We start from the raw sequence: 15970 nt of genomic DNA, 5'->3' as shown, positions 1-15970 counted from the left end.
AAACCTGGCGATTCGGATGGTCACATCCGCGCTGATAGAGCGATCAGCGCCTTTCGTTGTCGTCAGCGCCATCCTTGCGTGCGGTCACTCCCAGCATCATTGGGATGACCGGGCGATCCGGCGGCGGCGCAAAACGACCGCCGGGCAGCGCCACCGTCCCCTCGAATGCGGGGAAGCCGTTGGCATACGGGTACTCGCGCAACGTCTCCAGGCGCAAACCGGCGTCCAGCAACGCCGATACCAGGTCTCCCACCCCCCACAGGAACTCATACGATGGGTGCGGGTTGCGAAAGTTCTGCACCCCTTCCAGATACCCGGATGGCGTCAGCGCCGCACCTGCCCACGCCACATAGTCGCCGATTCCCTCATCGAGCGACCAGAGCCGACCGCCGCCGTAACTGTGAGCAACGGCGTGTCCCTGATCGTCGAGTATCGCCAGAAATGGGTGAAACTCGATCATCACGAAGCGTCCGGCAGGCGCGAGCACCGCTGCGATCCCACGCGCCCATGCGCGCAGGTCCGAAAGCCAGACCAGAAAACCATACGAACTGAAAACGATATCGAACGACTCGCCGCGTTGGGCGGCTTCGTCGAGCCAGTCGTACACATCGGCGCGGTAGAACGTCGCCGGAATGCCGGACTCGCGCGACAGACGACGGGCAAAATCGATCGCTTCGTCGCTGATGTCAACCCCGGTGACATGCGCGCCGATCTGCGCCAGGCTCAGCGTATCCTGCCCTGCATTGCACTGGAGATGCAAGAGACGCTTCCCACGCACGTCCCCCAACAATTCCAACTCTTCAGGGAACAGTGTGCTACCGCCGTCGCGCAGAAATCGCGCCTGATCGGCTTTGTGGCTATTGTGCGCCTTCGTCGCCTCATTCCAGGCGCGTCGGTTGATGTCGTGCAAATCTTTGCGCATTGGGAATCACCTCCTTCACCTCATACAACAGCGGAGCACATAGCGGCGCGTCTCGCTGCACCCTGCACTGCGGTCATTACGCGGCGCGTCAGCACCGCCTGCCCGATGCTGCGGGTTGATAGTCTTGACAACCCGTTCGAACCCGGTCTGGCCTGCGCAGGCGGGCAACCCGTGCTATAATCGCACCGGTTCAGCAGCATCCGCAGGGCAACCGAGCGCGGTCGCTCCGCATCATCGCCGCGCTCGCAGTTCGAAGGAGAACGCATATGTCAACTCCTCCAGTATACCAGAACCTGATCGGCGGCAAGTTTGTCGACTCCGCAAGCGGACGAACGTTCGAGAACCGCAACCCGGCGGACACGCGCGAGATTATCGGCATTTTCCAGGACAGTGATGAGCGCGACGTACAGGCGGCGGTCGAGGCGGCGAAGCGGGCATACCGTTACTGGCGGCTGGTTCCCGCGCCGAAGCGTGGCGAAATCCTGTTCAAAGCCGCGCAGCTGCTCGTTGAGCGCAAAGAGCAGTACGCCCGTGACATGACTCGCGAGATGGGCAAGGTGCTCAAGGAAACACGCGGTGATGTGCAGGAAGCCATCGACATGTGCTTCTTTATGGCGGGTGAAGGGCGGCGCCTCTATGGCCAGACAACCCCCTCCGAAATGCCAAACAAGTTCCAGATGTCGGTACGCCAGCCGGTCGGCGTCTGCGGGCTGATCACGCCATGGAACTTCCCGATGGCGATTCCGTCCTGGAAGATCCTGCCAGCACTGATCGTTGGCAACACGGTGGTCATCAAACCCGCCTCCGACACGCCGCTGTCGGTGTACAACCTGGTCCAATGCCTGCTCGACGCCGGCATTCCCGACGGCGTGATCAACATCGTCACCGGCAGCGGAAGTCGCGTTGGCGAGCCGCTGATTCGCCATCCCGATGTACAAGTCATTTCCTTTACCGGTTCGACCGAGATCGGCAGCAAAGTCGCGCGCGTCGGGGCCGAGGGGATGAAACACGTCTCGCTGGAGATGGGCGGCAAAAACCCGATGATTGTGATGGACGACGCCAACCTCGACCTGGTCGTCGATGGCGCGATCTGGGGCGCCTTCGGCACGACCGGTCAGCGCTGCACCGCCACCTCGCGGCTGATCGCCCACCGCGCCATTGTGGGCGAACTGACCGAGCGCCTGGCGGATCGCGCTGAGCGACTGAAGATCGGCAACGGGCTTGATGAAACCGTCGAGATGGGACCATCGATCAACCAGAGCCAGCTCGAAACGGTGCAGCGCTACGTCGAAATTGGTGCGAGCGAAGGGGCGCGGCTGGTTGTCGGCGGGCGGACGCTGCGAGATGGCGATTACGCCTATGGGTTCTTCCATCAGCCGACGATCTTTGCCGATGTGCAGCGTCACATGCGTATTGCCCAGGAAGAGATTTTCGGTCCGGTGCTGTCGATCATCACAGTCGATAGCCTGGAAGAGGCGATTGATGTCGCCAACGACGTGCCGTATGGATTGTCGTCTGCGATCTACACCCGCGACGTGAATGCCGCATTTCGCGCTATGCGCGACCTGTACACCGGCATCGTGTACGTGAATGCGCCAACGATTGGCGCGGAAATCCATCTCCCCTTCGGCGGCACCAAAGGCACCGGCAATGGGCACCGCGAAGGCGGCATTCAGGTGCTCGACGTCTTCAGCGAGTGGAAATCGATCTACGTCGATTTTTCGGGCACGCTCCAGCGTGCGCAGATTGATAATTATTGATGGAAGTGATGCAAACGTATGTCGCCCTGTCAGGCGACGCTTCCAGCCGAACCTGAGCGGACAACGTCTCGAACTCGGGGTCTTTATGAAGCAGGAGTGCGTTCGCCCGTATCGCATAGGCGGCAATGAGTGCGTCTGCCAGTGATAGGCGGTACGCGGCTTTCAAGCGTGCAGCCGTCAGCAGCGTGGACTCTTCGATCTGCCATGCCAGCGTAACGGGGAGCGCCCTTATGAAGGCATAGCGGCGCTCCGCTTCTGCAATGCTCTGCTCTTGTTGCGTCATAGATGCGACTTCAAGCAAACTCACCCATAAGATCATCACGGAGCAGGTGCGTAAGGCTTCTTCCACACGCGCCGCACCTGCTTCATTCTCGATGAGGGTGAAGAACGCTAAGGTATCCAGAAGATACTGTTGATCACTCACGGCACCGATCCGCCTGTCGCGCTGCCAGGAGTCGTTCCACCAGGCGTTCGCCCCGTCCGCTCCCGCGTAGAAGACGGATCGGATCGTGCGCGACCGGAATCACGCGGATGCTGCCAATTACCCGTGACCATCCGGCATGGTCACCCCGAGCAGCGCGAGGGGTCGTGCGCGACCCGCTTCGATTCCTCGCTGCGTTTACCCTGAGCGAAGCGAAGGGCTCGGAATGACACGCATGCGGCATCGTCAACCGTCATTGGTAGCTTTCGCCATCGTCAATCCAGACCAGATAATCACCCTCTTGAATTCTGATACCGTTTGCGGATGGCAGCGGGAATGACGGTCTGACCTCGTTTCGTTACCGTCGTTTGCACAGGCATTCTCCAGAAAATCAGACGTTTCTGAAGTAAACAAGATATGTTTACTTTTTGCAAGACAAGGTCAGAAAAGCGCGATTTCCGCCTCCCGATCCCGCTCCTGCCCCTCAGCCATGCACCCTTTGGCGGCGCCCAAAACAGCGATAGCGCGTCTTTCACCATATCGTAACCTCCGATACACCCCAAAAGAGGTATAATGAGAGTGATACAACGTCCTGCGCTGATGACATCGAGGCGCGCCATGACTTCTCGCCCCTGGTATGCACCGCTCACAATGATCGGCATCGTGGCGCTGACGACGCTGGCGCTTGTGGCGCCTGCCGAACTGCGCGCGCGGCAGCGCCCCACAGTCGCCGATTTTGCGCCGCCAATGACGCCATCCGAAGCGCAGGCGATCGTCGCCGCCGCGCGCGCTGCCGAACGCGCGCAACGCATCGAACAGATGCAGCAACAGAGCGGGCAGGATGCGGTTCCACTGCCGGCCGTGCAAAACATGTATTTCGCGTCCTCCGGCTTTCACATCAGCGACCGCACCGGATTCCTGAGCTTCTGGCGCAGGAACGGCGGCGATCTGATTTTCGGGTATCCGATCAGCGGCGAAATGGTCGAAGATGGGCGGATCGTCCAGTATTTCGAGCGCGCCCGCTTTGAGTACCATCCCGAACATCTGGGAACTGACTACCAGGTGATGTTGTCGCTCCTTGGCAACGAACTGACCCAGGGGTACGATTTTCCCGATGGACAGCCGACGCAGGGGCGGATCTACTTTCCCGAAACACGTCAGACGCTTGGCGGCAAGTTTCTGAAGTTCTGGCAGAAGCGCGGCGGGTTGCGCATCTTTGGCTACCCGATCAGCGAACCGTTCGAGGAAATCAGCCCGATTGACGGACAGGTGCGCATCACGCAGTATTTCGAGCGCGCGCGCTTCGAGTACCACCCAGAGAAACTTCCGGCGTTCTATCGCCAGATGGAACGGGCAAACGGGATTATGCTCGCCGGACTCTACGAAGTCCAGTTGACCGATCTGGGACGGCAGGCGATGCAACGCCGGGGACACACGCCGCAGTCAACCGGTCCGATGCCCGGCGCGCCGGTCTGGTCATCTGCATTATTCGAGCGACGCATTGAGGTAAATCTCTCAACGCAGATGCTGACGGCATTCGAGGGGGAGGCGCCGGTCTATCGCGCCCCGGTTGCAACCGGACGCGACGGTTTCAATACGCCGGTTGGAACATTCGCCGTGTACTCCAAACTGCCGATACAAACGATGACCGGCTCGGCGGGCGGCGAGTCGTGGTATGTGCCCGATATTCCATGGGTGCAGTATGTGGTTGGCGGCGTGGCGCTCCACGGCACCTACTGGCACGACGCCTGGGGCACAGGGGTGCGTATGTCGCACGGGTGTATCAACCTGAATATCGATGACGCGGAATGGCTGTATCGCTGGACGGACATTGGAACCCGGGTGGATATTATTGACTGAAAGCACGAATTTTTCTTGACAACCCTTCTCCTTCGTGCTACTCTGACTGACACTATCCCGTCGGCCCTCTGCCGCCGCGTCGCAGGGCAGCACTATGGACTCACCAGCAACACTCGCGGTGAGCAGTGGCAATGTCGCCACCGACTCCTCTGTTCGTTCAACGCGCCGTACCAGTGCCGCGCCGCAATCTGCGCTGCGTCCCAATCCTGAGTTTGCGCATAGCCCGGTTGCCGATGAACTCGTCGCGCGGCTCACGATCTATCAGCGCCAGGCGAAGAGCAGCGCGGAACAGATAGCGCGCAGCGAGGAATTGGTGCGCAATGCGTATGCCATTGCCTGTGAAGCGCACAGTAAACAACAACGCGACTCAGGTGAGCCGTACATTGATCATCCGGTTGCTGTCGCCCACATCCTGATCGACTTGCAACTCGACGCCGCTTCGGTCGCCGCTGCGTTGCTCCACGATGTCCTCGAAGATACGCTGGTCACAAAAGAACAACTGATAGCGCTGTTCGGCGCGGAGATTGCGAACCTCGTCGATGGCGTGACGAAACTTTCGGCGCTCGAGGCGCGCACGCGTGAGGAGGCGCAGGTCGGCACCTATCGCAAGATGTTCATCGCCATGGCGGACGACCCGCGCGTGGTGCTGGTCAAACTGGCGGACCGCCTCCACAACATGCGCACCATCAGTTCGCTCTCCGAAGAGCGGCAGAAGCGCATGGCGCGCGAAACCCTCGAAATCTATGCGCCTTTAGCGCATCGCCTCGGCATCTGGCAGATCAAGTGGGAACTCGAAGACCGCGCGTTCGCCGTGCTCAATCCCGCAAAGTATCAGGAGATCAGTCGGCAACTGGCGCTGCGCCGCGATGCGCGCGAACGCCTCATTCATCGCGTGATCCAACGCCTGCGCCAGGTCCTCGAAAAAGAGGGGATTAAGGCGGATATTACCGGTCGTCCCAAACATATCTACTCCATCTATCGCAAGATGGAGCGCAAAGGCGTCAGCCTCGACCAGATCTACGACCAGCTCGCCGTGCGCGTGATTGTCGATACAGTTGCCGACTGTTATCGCGTGCTCGGTCTGGTGCATGCGACATGGCCTCCCGTTCCCGGCGAGTTCGACGATTACATCGCCATGCCAAAAGAAAGCATGTATCAGTCGCTTCACACCACTGTGCTGATACCGGGAGGGCAGCCGTGTGAGATTCAGATTCGCACGCACGAGATGCACGAAATCGCTGAACGTGGTATTGCAGCACACTGGCGCTACAAAGAAGGATTTGGGCGCATCGATGCGTCGTTCGAGAGCAAACTGGCATGGTTGCGCGGCTTGATTGAGTGGCGACGCGATCTGACCGATGCGCACGAGTTCGTCGATTCGTTCAAAACCGATGTGCTCGAAGAACAGGTGTATGTGTTCACGCCCAAGGGGAAGATTATCGATCTTCCGGTGGGGGCGACGCCGGTCGATTTCGCATACCGCATCCACTCCGACGTCGGGCATAGTTGTGTCGGCGCAAAAGTGAACAATCGGATCGTCCCGCTCGATTATCAATTGCGGAATGGCGAAATCGTCCATATCATGACCTCAAAGACGCCGCGCGGTCCGAGTCGCGACTGGCTCAACTTCGTCAAGACCAGCGGCGCGCGCAATCACATCCGCCGTTACTTCAAGCGCCTCGACCGGACGGAAAATATCGCTGCCGGACGTGAACTGCTCGAAAAAGAACTGAAACGCCTTGGTCTGTCGGTGCCGTTTGAGGAAATCGTTGCGATCACCGGTCTCAAATCGATTGATGATGTGTTTGCTCAGATCGGCAGCGGCGACATTACGGCGCGCCAGGTGGCGCAGAAAATCCTCAGCCATCGGACGCCGGTCGGCGCCGATGACCTGGCCGACATTCCACAGGTGGCGCCGCCGGCTGAACGCGCCGCCGAAACCAGCATCATTCGCGTGCGCGGCATTGAAAATACGCAGGTGCCGACACGCCTGGCGCGTTGCTGCAACCCAGTGGTTGGCGAGCCAATCGTTGGCTTCGTCACGCGCGGGAAGGGGGTGACGGTGCATCGTGCTGATTGCCGAACCATTCTGAATGAACGTGACCGGGCGCGGCTTGTGGAAGTGACCTGGGGCGCGGGCGCGCCGAAACAGTGGTACCCCGTGCCGGTGCGGATTGAAGCCTGGGATCGCGTTGGGCTATGGCGCGATGTGTCTGGCGCCATAGCCGATGCTGGCATTAATATTGATGCAGTCGAACAGGTGCCAACCCGTCGGCCCGGTCGCGCGGTGCTGGCTGTCACCCTCCGCATTCAAAGCATCGCGCAACTGACTTCTATCCTCGATAAACTCAACCGCCTTCCCGATGTCATCGAAGCGCGGCGTGAACAGAACACCATCCTGTCGTCCTGAGCGCGCCGATCCCCCAACCCGCAACAATGCGCGGGATCGGCGGGATCGCTGATATAATACCAATGACGATTGAAGATGCCGCATGCGTGTCATTCCGAGCCCTTCGCTTCGCTCAGGGTAAACGCAGCGAGGAATCTGAGCGGGTCGCGCACGACCCCTCGCGCGGCTCGGGGTGACCATGCCGGATGGTCACAACTGTCGTCCTGAGCGCGCCGATCCCCCAACCCGCAACAATGCGCGGGATCGGCGGGATCGCTGGTATAATCCCAATGACGATTGACGATGCCGCATGCGTGTCATTCCGAGCCCTTCGCTTCGCTCAGGGTAAACGCAGCGAGGAATCGAAGCGGGTCGCGCACGACCCCTCGCGCTGCTCGGGGTGACCATGCCGGATGGTCACAGGTAATTCGTATAATCCCTATGTCCTTCTGTCGCGCGGGCAGGCTTCGTCTGGTGCGCCCTTGTGTTGCATCGTCCATTTTGAGCGTCAGGGATGACCAGACCCCTGGTTCCGGTTACGTCAGGAGAGAAGTTTCGTTACGCGCAGGTTATCAGGCACATATGTTCGCGCGGAAACCGCAATAGATAAGGAGGGGGAGTGTGCAGATCACGCCTGGTATCTTTAAGGCATACGACATCCGTGGCATCTATCCGACGGAGTTGAACGAAGAGGGCGCCTACGCCATCGGGCGCGCATTTGTAACGTTCCTGGGAGCGCGTGAGGTCATCGTTGGGCATGATATGCGGCTATCGGGACCAGCCATCTTCAGCGCGGTGACACGCGGCATTATGGACCAGGGCGCTGATGTGGTGAATATTGGACTGGTGAGCACCGACCAGTACTATTTCGCCTGCACTCGCCTCGGCTTGCCGGGGATGATGGTCACGGCGTCGCACAACCCGAAGCAGTACAACGGATTCAAGATGGTGCGTCAGATGCCCTACCTGCTCAGCGGCGCCGAAGGCATCCAGGATTTACGGCGGATTGTCGAAAGCGACGCCTATGCCCCAACGACGCGCACCGGCAGTATGCGCACGCTCGATCTGTCGGACGAGTTTGTGGAGTTCGTCCTTGGTTTGATCGACATCGAAACGCTGAACCGCCGTCGTCTCAACATCGTCGCCGACACCGGCAACGGGACCGTTGGACCTATTCTTCAGCGCATTTACGAGCGCCTGCCGCTTCATTTCATCGGCATGTATCTGGAACCGGACGGCAACCTGCCCAACCATGGACTCGACCCGCTCATGGCGGAGAACCGCGCTGAACTCGAGCGGCGCGTCGTTGAGGAAGGTGCGGATGCAGGGTTTGCCTTCGATGGCGACGGCGACCGCTTCTTCGTCATCGACGACCGAGGGCGCTTTGTGTCGGGCGATTTTCTGACAGCGCTCCTCGGACGATACCTGCTCCAGCGCGCGCCAGGCAGCAAAATCGTCTATGATGTGCGCGCATCGTGGGCAGTGCGCGATCTGATCAGCGCAGCCGGCGGCATTCCGCTGATCGAGCGCGTCGGGCATGCCTTCATCAAACGTCGTATGGCAAATGAAAACGCACTCTTCGGCGGTGAAGTCTCCGGGCACTATTATTTCCGTGATTTCAACTTCGCCGATTCGGGGATTATCCCATCGCTCTTTGTGATGGAGATGCTGGCGAGCGGCGGTCAGTCGCTCTCGGCGCTGCTGAAGCCGCTGGAGGAAAAATATTTCATCTCCGGCGAGATCAATTCAACGGTCGCTAACCCCAAGGAACGCCTCGAAGCGCTGGCGAGCGCCTATGCTGACGGGGTTATTGAGTGGATCGACGGCATCTCGGTGACGTACCCAACATGGCACATGAATGTGCGCGCCTCGAATACCGAACCGCTCATTCGCCTGAATCTGGAAGCCACGACCCGCGAAGAGATGGAACGCCGCCGCGATGAGGTTCTGGCGATTATTCGCGGGTGAGCAGGAGCGTGAAAGCGACCCGGAGGACGACGGGGCGGAAGGGCAGGTCTGATCCCGCCCTTACGCCGTCTGGAGGCATCATGACCGGGTGAGCGGCAGCGGGAGTTGCACTCGCCGTCGAGTTGTGACGACGCCATCGATGCGTTGTTCGTTTGCATCCTGCATCGATCATTGCTACAATGGACCAGGGGGACGTGGCGGAATCGGCAGACGCGCAAGTCTTAGGAACTTGTGGAGCAATCCGTGAGGGTTCGAGTCCCTCCGTCCCCACCATCTGGAATTGGTTGAGATTCAACAACCTGTGCGGGTGAGGCAACGATGGCACAGGTGCATTCCGGCGCTTCATGGCGTTCGAATGCCGAAATCGTCGTTTCTCGGCGCAGGATGGCGATGCTTGACTCTCCCTGATGAACCCTCTATAATGCTAACAATCGATTAAGATTGTGAATTATGGCGCAGCGTCCACGAGGACTGACGGCCATGCGAAGCGAAGCGCCAACTGAATACGGAACAGCGTGAAGCGGCACAGAGGTGTATCAATCTGTGCCGCTTCAGTTTTTATCCAAAGGCGCGGAAGACAGGCGACGCATCCACGGCGCGCCTGCAAGAACTAGACGAGGAGGCGGGATATGCACTCGGATCTGATCGGGAAGATCGAAAAAGCCCGGCGTTACGCGGAGGAACCGGAGCGCATCGCTCTCGACGAGATCACGGTTCGTTTTCACGGCGGCAATAATGATCACCGTGTGCGGCTCGTCGATGGTCGTTGGACGTGCGACTGCGAAGTGTTCCACCTGCGCGGCGTGTGCGCCCACGTCATGACGTTACAGAAGGTGCTGGCGCCGATGCTGTCGGCGGATGCGCGTGAGCCGGGACCGGTTATTATCCATTCCGAACTGATCAGCATGATCGAGAAGTCGCGTCGTTATGCGCACGAACTGGACCGAATTGAGATTCAGGCGCTGCGGGCGCGCTTCCGTGGCAATAACAATGACCATGTTCTGACGCTGAATGCAAGCGGGTGGTTGTGTGATTGTTCGACCTTCCGTGTGTGGCATACCTGCGCACACGTGATGGCATTGCAGCGTATCCTGGCGCCGATGTTGCCGGCCGTTGCCCGTGAACCGGGCGCCATGTCCATCGAAGAGCATCTCGTCGGCGCATTGAGCTGAACCCTGGTCGCTACCGCTGCTCCCCGCCCCGCTCGGGGCGGGGATTTTGTTGTCAGGAGGAGACGTGCCATGACCCTGGTGATCGCACATCGCGGCGCATCGGCGTATGCGCCGGAAAATACCATGCGCGCCTTCGAACTCGCCGCCCGGCAGGGCGCCGATATGTGTGAACTCGATGTCCAACGCACCGCCGATGGCGGACTGGTCGTGTTTCACGATGATACCACCGCGCGATGGGAGACGAAAGGACGACCCGTGACGCATTGCACCCTCGCCGATCTGCAACAGATCGACATAGGCGGCGAGCGAGTGGCGACCCTTGCAGAGGTATGCGTCTTTGCTCGCGAACGCGGGATGCAGCTGAACGTCGAATTGAAGGCGCGCGGTATCGGCGCCGATGTGGTGCGCCTGTTGCGCAATGAACAGGTGATCGATCAAACACTGATATCTTCGTTCTGGGACGAAGCGCTGGCAGAGATCGCGGCAATCGATCCCGATCTGCCGCGCGCCCTCCTGATGGGTATCCCGACATTTCGCCCCGATGTGCGTCTGCGCGAAAGCTGGCCCTTCCTGGAACTCAAGCGGATTGGCGCAGTCGCCTGGCATCCCGCCTGTCAGATACCGTTGCTCGACCACGTTCTGCCGATCGTGCGCCGCGCCGGGTATCGTGTCCATGTCTGGACGGTCAATGACCCCGATGAGATGCGGCGCTTCCTGAGGGTGGGCGTCGATGGCATCATTACCGATACTCCCGATGTCCTGCGACGGATCGTTGCCGAATAAAAACTTGACGTAATCCGCATTCTGGTTTATATTCGGTAGACGGCAGGTATGCGCCTGCCCGACGCTCGATGTTGCTATACCATTGTAGTACCGCATGGCGCACCATTCGTTTGCAATTTTTAACACCTTGTGGTACACTCGCCCCATCGTGTCATCCGCTAACGATATGCTCTGCACCACGGTACTGTGGCTCGGCTCTGTGGAGTCGGCTGCTGTGCTGTGCGTGGTGCAGGGTATACCGCCAGGAGATGCTCCATGATTGAGCAAAGTCATCGAGGTATGGCATCGGACCCGTACAGCCTCGAGTCGCTTCAGCGCCGCGCGCTCGCTCGGAGGAGACAACAAACATCACTCACCCGTGCACTCGCAACTCAATGGCAAACGGTTCGGTCCGCCCGGTTCAGTTCCCCCTCTGCTCTTCTCGCCCGTCTTCCGGCTCGCGTTGTTCTCCATGCGCTGGTTGCGCTGCTTCTCCCCGTCGCAATGCTGCTGTCGCAGTTGCGTCCGGGGGTGTTGACGCCAGTCGCTCCGGCCCCGGCTGCTCCGGCGGAGGGGAGCGAGTTCACCGTGCCGCTGACGCCGATCGACCTCGATGCCACGGTGGGCGATGCGCCGCTGGAAGAAACCGCCGACCTGCCGGTGCCGCTTTCGCTTATTTCACGAAGCGAAGCGCTGGCGCCGATCGTCGTCCCGGCGACGGTCGCGGTCGAGCGCGCCTTTCTGCGGAACGGTCCCGGCACGGAGTATGATGCGGTCGGGCGCATTTCCGGCGAGACGCCGGTGCAGGTCATCGGTCGCTATGGCGACTGGTTTCAGGTCCGTGAACGGGTTGATGGCCCGATCTACTGGATTTCCGGTGAGGTGCTTGCTATCTCAGAGGCAGCGTCCTACACACTGTTTGAAGTGCAGGAGAGCGCCATCCCGCCGCCGCCGCCGCCCAAGATCGCAACCGTGCGCGAAAGCGGTCTTCAGTTGCGCGATGGTCCCGGAACGAATTATGTGTCGATGACGACCCTGCAACAGCATACGCAGGTCGAATTGTACGAAATCTATCAGGACTGGTTCCACATCGGCGCTCCTGGCGGACTCGATGGGTGGGTGAAGGCGGAGTTCCTGAATGTTGATCCCTCGGTCGTCAAGCGATTGCTGGTCGCCGAAACCATTCCCGATCCGAACCCGGCGCTGGTGGGTGTTATTGCAGAAAATAGCGTCAACCTGCGCAAGGGTCCCGACTCGCGCTACGACCGGATCGGTCGGATCGATGCGGGGGTGCAGGTCGATCTGATCGGCAAGCATAAGGATTGGCTGCGGGTGCGGCTGCCCGACGGCACAAAGGCCTGGGTGTTTCGCGATCTGATCAGCACCACAGCGCACGTGTTGCGGCGGGTGCCGGTCAGCCGCGACTTCCCGGCGCTGCCGGTGAGCGGCGGTCGCCCCGGCGCGAGCGCCGGTTTGGCGAATATTCCGGCCAGCGGTGATATCGCCAGTTTTGCCGTACAGTTCGTCGGGGCGCGCTATCGCTGGGGCGGCTCAAGCCCGGCGACCGGCTTTGACTGTAGCGGGTTCACCAGTTATGTCTATCGACAGTTTGGCGTCAATCTGCCGCGCAGCGCCGCTTCGCAGTTCAATACTGCGTATGGAGCGTCGGTCGGTCCGATGGAAAATCTGGCGCCCGGCGATCTGGTCTTCTTCCGCAATACCGGCGGGCGGCGCGGCATCAGTCATGTGGCTCTCTACATCGGCGGCGGGCGCATGGTGCATGCCATGACGCCACGCTACGGTGTGCAGGTGTCGAGCATCTGGGGGTCGTACTGGACATCGCGCTACTACGGGGCTATCCGGGTGCGCCGGTAGACGCCGTTGCCATGGTCGTCGCCAACGCCCGTGCCAGGTGCACGGGCGTCTGTGTGTTGATGAGTGATCGCAGCAGTGTCATCCGTTGATCATCCGGCGCCTGTACCATCGCAGCACACGCAGATGTGTAACCCACCAAACATGAGGAAAGGTGTATGAAAGGACTGGTTCTCAGCGGCGGCAAAGGAACTCGCCTGCGCCCCATCACCTATACTAGCGCCAAGCAACTGGTGCCGGTCGCCAACAAACCGGTGCTCTTCCGCGTCATCGAGACGATCCGTGATGCCGGCGTCGAAGACATCGGCATCGTAATCGGCAGCACCGGACCCGAAGTGCGCGCCGCCGTCGGCGATGGCGGTCGCTGGGGCGTGCGGATCACCTACATCGAACAGGACGAGCCGCTGGGGCTGGCGCACGCCGTCAAGATTTCACGCGACTTTCTGGGGGATGACCGATTTGTCATGTTCCTGGGCGATAACTGCATTCAGGGCGGGATTGCGCCCCTGCTCCAGCAGTTTGGCACGAGCGACTTCAATGCACAGATCGTCCTCAAGCAGGTCGCTACCCCTGAGCAGTATGGCGTCGCTGTTCTCGACGAACGCGGACAGATCGTGCGGTTGATCGAAAAACCGCGTCAACCTCCATCCGACCTGGCGCTGGTTGGCATTTATATGTTCGACGCAAGCATCTGGGAAGCGGTAGAAGCGATTCGCCCGTCGTGGCGCGGCGAACTGGAAATCACCGACGCGATCCAGTGGCTGGTGGAGCATGGGCGACGCGTCTTCCCCTACATTCACCACGGTTGGTGGATCGACACCGGCAAGAAAGACGACATGCTGGAAGCAAATCGCCTGATCCTGGAGGAAATGCCGGCATCGGTCGAAGGATTTGTAGACCGCGACTCGCACCTGATCGGCAAGGTCATTGTCGAGCGAGGGGCGGAAATCATCAACAGCACCATCCGTGGACCGGCGATCATTGGTGAACAGACACGCATTATCAATGCCTATATTGGTCCATTCACCTCGATTTATCACCACTGCGTCATCGAAAGCGCCGAGATCGAGCATTCAATAGTGCTGGAGCACTGCACCATCCGCGACCTGCCCCACCGCCTGGAAGACAGTTTGATCGGGCGGCACGTCGAGGTCACACGTTCACCGCGGAAACCCAAGGCGTACCGCCTGGTGCTGGGAGATCACTCGAATGTTGGCGTGCTGTAAAGGGTTGAACGTTTGCCCTAGCGGGCATGGACATAATCAACACCGGAAATGCGCATCAGTTTCGTCCAGTCGTGGCGCGACTCGATATAGCGCACCGTGCCCGAAATAGAACGCATCACAACCGAGTAGGTGCGGGCGCCGCCGCTGAAATAGCGCACCCCGCGCAGGAACTCGCCGTCGGTGATGCCGGTGGCGGCAAAGAAGACATTCTCGCCGCGCACCAGATCGGACGTGCGATAGACGCGCTCGAGATCGATGCCATTAGCGGCTGCCAGGGCGCGTTCGTCGTCGTTTCGGGGCCAGAGTTTGCACTGAATCTCGCCGCCGACGCATTTCATCGCACATGCCGTGATAACGGCTTCGGGAGCGCCGCCGATCCCCATCAGCATATCCGCCGGCGGGTCTTCGATAGCCGTCATGATTCCTGCGGAGACATCGCCATGGAGAATGAGTTTGATGCGCGCTCCTGTCTCGCGGATCTGACGGATGAGTTCCTTGTGGCGCGGTCGATCAAGCACCACCACCGTAATATCCTCGACTTCTTTCTTGAGCGCCCGCGCGACATTGCGGATGTTCTCATCAACCGGCGCGTTGATGTCAATCGCGCCACGCGCCTGCGGTCCGACCGCCAGTTTGTCCATGTAGGCGATGCCCGTCCAGTGATAGAGTGAACCACGCTCTGCAAGCGCAACTACGGCAATCGCGCCTGGCATACCTTCGGCGAGCAGCGTTGTGCCTTCGACCGGATCGACGGCCACATCAACTTCCGGCGGTTCGCCGGAGCCGACCTTCTCGCCAATATACAGCATCGGCGCTTCGTCCTTTTCTCCTTCGCCAATGACCACCACACCATCCATCGGCACCGCGTCGAGCGCAAAACGCATCGCATCAACGGCCGCCTGATCGGCGGCATGTTTGTCACCACGACCCATGAGGCGGGCGGCGCGTAACGCCGCCGCTTCGGTGCAGCGTACCAGGTCCATTCCCAGATTTCGTTCGAGACGCATCCGCAGCCTCCTTTGCAGTGACATCCCGCATCATCGCCTGTGTCCACAACGGTGGTTGGCTATGATTGTAGCATGAGTGGGTCTTTCTGCATAGCGCCGGATAACGCAGTGCGTTCAGAGCGCCGTTATGTCTACTGGCACTCTCATCTGGCGAGTGCTAAAATAGGGCTTGACAAAAACAGCCGATTTCGTTAGTATAGAGAGCGGTTAGCACTCTTTGGTCAAGAGTGCTAACCGCTTCAAGTCTCTGCACACTGTATCGAAGGAGGTTACACAGATATGGGCACGGATTTCCGCATCCGGCCACTCGCCGATCGCGTGGTGGTCAAGCCGGTCGAGCGTGAGGAGAAGACCAAGGGCGGCATCTACCTGCCGGACACGGCAAGCAAAGAGCGACCAATGGAAGGCACGGTTCTGGCGGTCGGCGAGGGACGCATCGATGACAACGGCAAGCGCATCCCGATGAACGTCAAAGCCGGTGATCGCGTCATTTTCGCCAAGTACAGCGGCACCGAATTCAAGATCGACGACGTCGAGTATCTTATTCTGTCGGAGAAGGATATCCTGGGGATTATCCAGGAGTAATACTGTTTTTGCCGCATAGTCGTCAG

12 protein-coding genes and 1 tRNA gene are annotated in these 15970 nt (G+C 59.9%); 10 read left to right on the top strand and 3 right to left on the bottom strand.

Annotated features, from left to right (window positions below; genetic code table 11):
* Positions 1–43: 43 nt before the first annotated feature.
* On the bottom strand, positions 44–922 hold the full coding sequence (locus tag RCAS_RS06230; protein WP_012119750.1) for a class I SAM-dependent methyltransferase: 879 nt from the start codon (positions 920–922) through the stop codon (positions 44–46).
* A 266-nt stretch (positions 923–1188) separates the two neighbouring features.
* Between RCAS_RS06230 and RCAS_RS06225 the strand changes: the two genes are divergently transcribed.
* The gene (locus RCAS_RS06225; protein WP_012119749.1) at positions 1189–2682 is read left to right on the top strand and encodes an aldehyde dehydrogenase family protein; all 1494 of its coding nucleotides are present in this window, start codon (positions 1189–1191) and stop codon (positions 2680–2682) included.
* Here the strand turns inward: RCAS_RS06225 and RCAS_RS23825 are convergent.
* Positions 2612–3106, bottom strand: a complete 495-nt coding sequence (locus RCAS_RS23825; protein WP_012119748.1) for a PIN domain-containing protein — start codon at positions 3104–3106, stop codon at positions 2612–2614. The genes RCAS_RS06225 and RCAS_RS23825 overlap by 71 nt on opposite strands.
* Positions 3107–3721: 615 nt before the next feature.
* Here RCAS_RS23825 and RCAS_RS06220 point away from each other — a divergent pair.
* The 8 genes from RCAS_RS06220 to RCAS_RS06185 all read left to right on the top strand — a co-directional run bounded on the left by RCAS_RS06220 (position 3722) and on the right by RCAS_RS06185 (position 14352).
* Positions 3722–4963, top strand: a complete 1242-nt coding sequence (locus tag RCAS_RS06220) for a L,D-transpeptidase (RefSeq protein WP_012119747.1) — start codon at positions 3722–3724, stop codon at positions 4961–4963.
* 94 nt (positions 4964–5057) lie between these two features.
* The gene (locus tag RCAS_RS06215) at positions 5058–7373 is read left to right on the top strand and encodes a RelA/SpoT family protein (protein ID WP_012119746.1); all 2316 of its coding nucleotides are present in this window, start codon (positions 5058–5060) and stop codon (positions 7371–7373) included.
* 600 nt (positions 7374–7973) lie between these two features.
* Positions 7974–9320 carry a phosphomannomutase/phosphoglucomutase gene (locus tag RCAS_RS06210; RefSeq protein WP_012119745.1) on the top strand — a complete coding sequence of 449 codons (1347 nt, stop codon included), beginning with the start codon at positions 7974–7976 and terminating at the stop codon, positions 9318–9320.
* Between the two features lie 188 nt (positions 9321–9508).
* Positions 9509–9593, top strand: a tRNA-Leu gene (locus RCAS_RS06205).
* A gap of 356 nt (positions 9594–9949) precedes the next feature.
* Positions 9950–10492: a hypothetical protein gene (locus tag RCAS_RS06200; RefSeq protein ID WP_012119744.1), complete on the top strand. Its 543-nt coding sequence runs from the start codon at positions 9950–9952 to the stop codon at positions 10490–10492.
* Positions 10493–10561: 69 nt separating this feature from the next.
* A complete protein-coding gene (locus RCAS_RS06195; RefSeq protein ID WP_012119743.1) occupies positions 10562–11275 on the top strand; it encodes a glycerophosphodiester phosphodiesterase in 714 nt (237 codons plus the stop codon).
* Between the two features lie 483 nt (positions 11276–11758).
* Positions 11759–13129 carry a C40 family peptidase gene (locus RCAS_RS06190; RefSeq protein WP_232280191.1) on the top strand — a complete coding sequence of 457 codons (1371 nt, stop codon included), beginning with the start codon at positions 11759–11761 and terminating at the stop codon, positions 13127–13129.
* Positions 13130–13284: 155 nt separating this feature from the next.
* Positions 13285–14352: a glucose-1-phosphate thymidylyltransferase gene (locus RCAS_RS06185; protein ID WP_012119741.1), complete on the top strand. Its 1068-nt coding sequence runs from the start codon at positions 13285–13287 to the stop codon at positions 14350–14352.
* Between the two features lie 17 nt (positions 14353–14369).
* Here RCAS_RS06185 and glpX read toward each other — a convergent pair whose 3' ends face one another.
* Entirely contained in the window at positions 14370–15359 is a 990-nt protein-coding gene (gene glpX, locus RCAS_RS06180) for a class II fructose-bisphosphatase (protein WP_012119740.1), read from the bottom strand.
* 279 nt (positions 15360–15638) lie between these two features.
* Here glpX and groES point away from each other — a divergent pair, with 279 nt between their 5' ends.
* Positions 15639–15944: a co-chaperone GroES gene (gene groES / locus RCAS_RS06175; protein WP_012119739.1), complete on the top strand. Its 306-nt coding sequence runs from the start codon at positions 15639–15641 to the stop codon at positions 15942–15944.
* Positions 15945–15970: the final 26 nt, after the last annotated feature.

Source organism: Roseiflexus castenholzii DSM 13941, from assembly GCF_000017805.1.
GTDB classification, from domain to species: Bacteria; Chloroflexota; Chloroflexia; order Chloroflexales; family Roseiflexaceae; genus Roseiflexus; species Roseiflexus castenholzii.
This window is presented reverse-complemented; position numbering and strand designations above follow the sequence as displayed.

What these genes read in the sequence shown, in the direction of transcription:
- RCAS_RS06200 (WP_012119744.1), top strand. Translation starts at nt 9,950, where the DNA reads ATGCACTCGGATCTGATCGGGAAGATCGAAAAAGCCCGGCGTTACGCG.
- glpX (WP_012119740.1), bottom strand. Translation starts at nt 15,359, where the DNA reads ATGCGTCTCGAACGAAATCTGGGAATGGACCTGGTACGCTGCACCGAA.
- RCAS_RS06215 (WP_012119746.1), top strand. Translation starts at nt 5,058, where the DNA reads ATGGACTCACCAGCAACACTCGCGGTGAGCAGTGGCAATGTCGCCACC.
- RCAS_RS06195 (WP_012119743.1), top strand. Translation starts at nt 10,562, where the DNA reads ATGACCCTGGTGATCGCACATCGCGGCGCATCGGCGTATGCGCCGGAA.
- RCAS_RS06190 (WP_232280191.1), top strand. Translation starts at nt 11,759, where the DNA reads ATGCTGCTGTCGCAGTTGCGTCCGGGGGTGTTGACGCCAGTCGCTCCG.
- groES (WP_012119739.1), top strand. Translation starts at nt 15,639, where the DNA reads ATGGGCACGGATTTCCGCATCCGGCCACTCGCCGATCGCGTGGTGGTC.
- RCAS_RS06230 (WP_012119750.1), bottom strand. Translation starts at nt 922, where the DNA reads ATGCGCAAAGATTTGCACGACATCAACCGACGCGCCTGGAATGAGGCG.
- RCAS_RS06185 (WP_012119741.1), top strand. Translation starts at nt 13,285, where the DNA reads ATGAAAGGACTGGTTCTCAGCGGCGGCAAAGGAACTCGCCTGCGCCCC.
- RCAS_RS06220 (WP_012119747.1), top strand. Translation starts at nt 3,722, where the DNA reads ATGACTTCTCGCCCCTGGTATGCACCGCTCACAATGATCGGCATCGTG.
- RCAS_RS06225 (WP_012119749.1), top strand. Translation starts at nt 1,189, where the DNA reads ATGTCAACTCCTCCAGTATACCAGAACCTGATCGGCGGCAAGTTTGTC.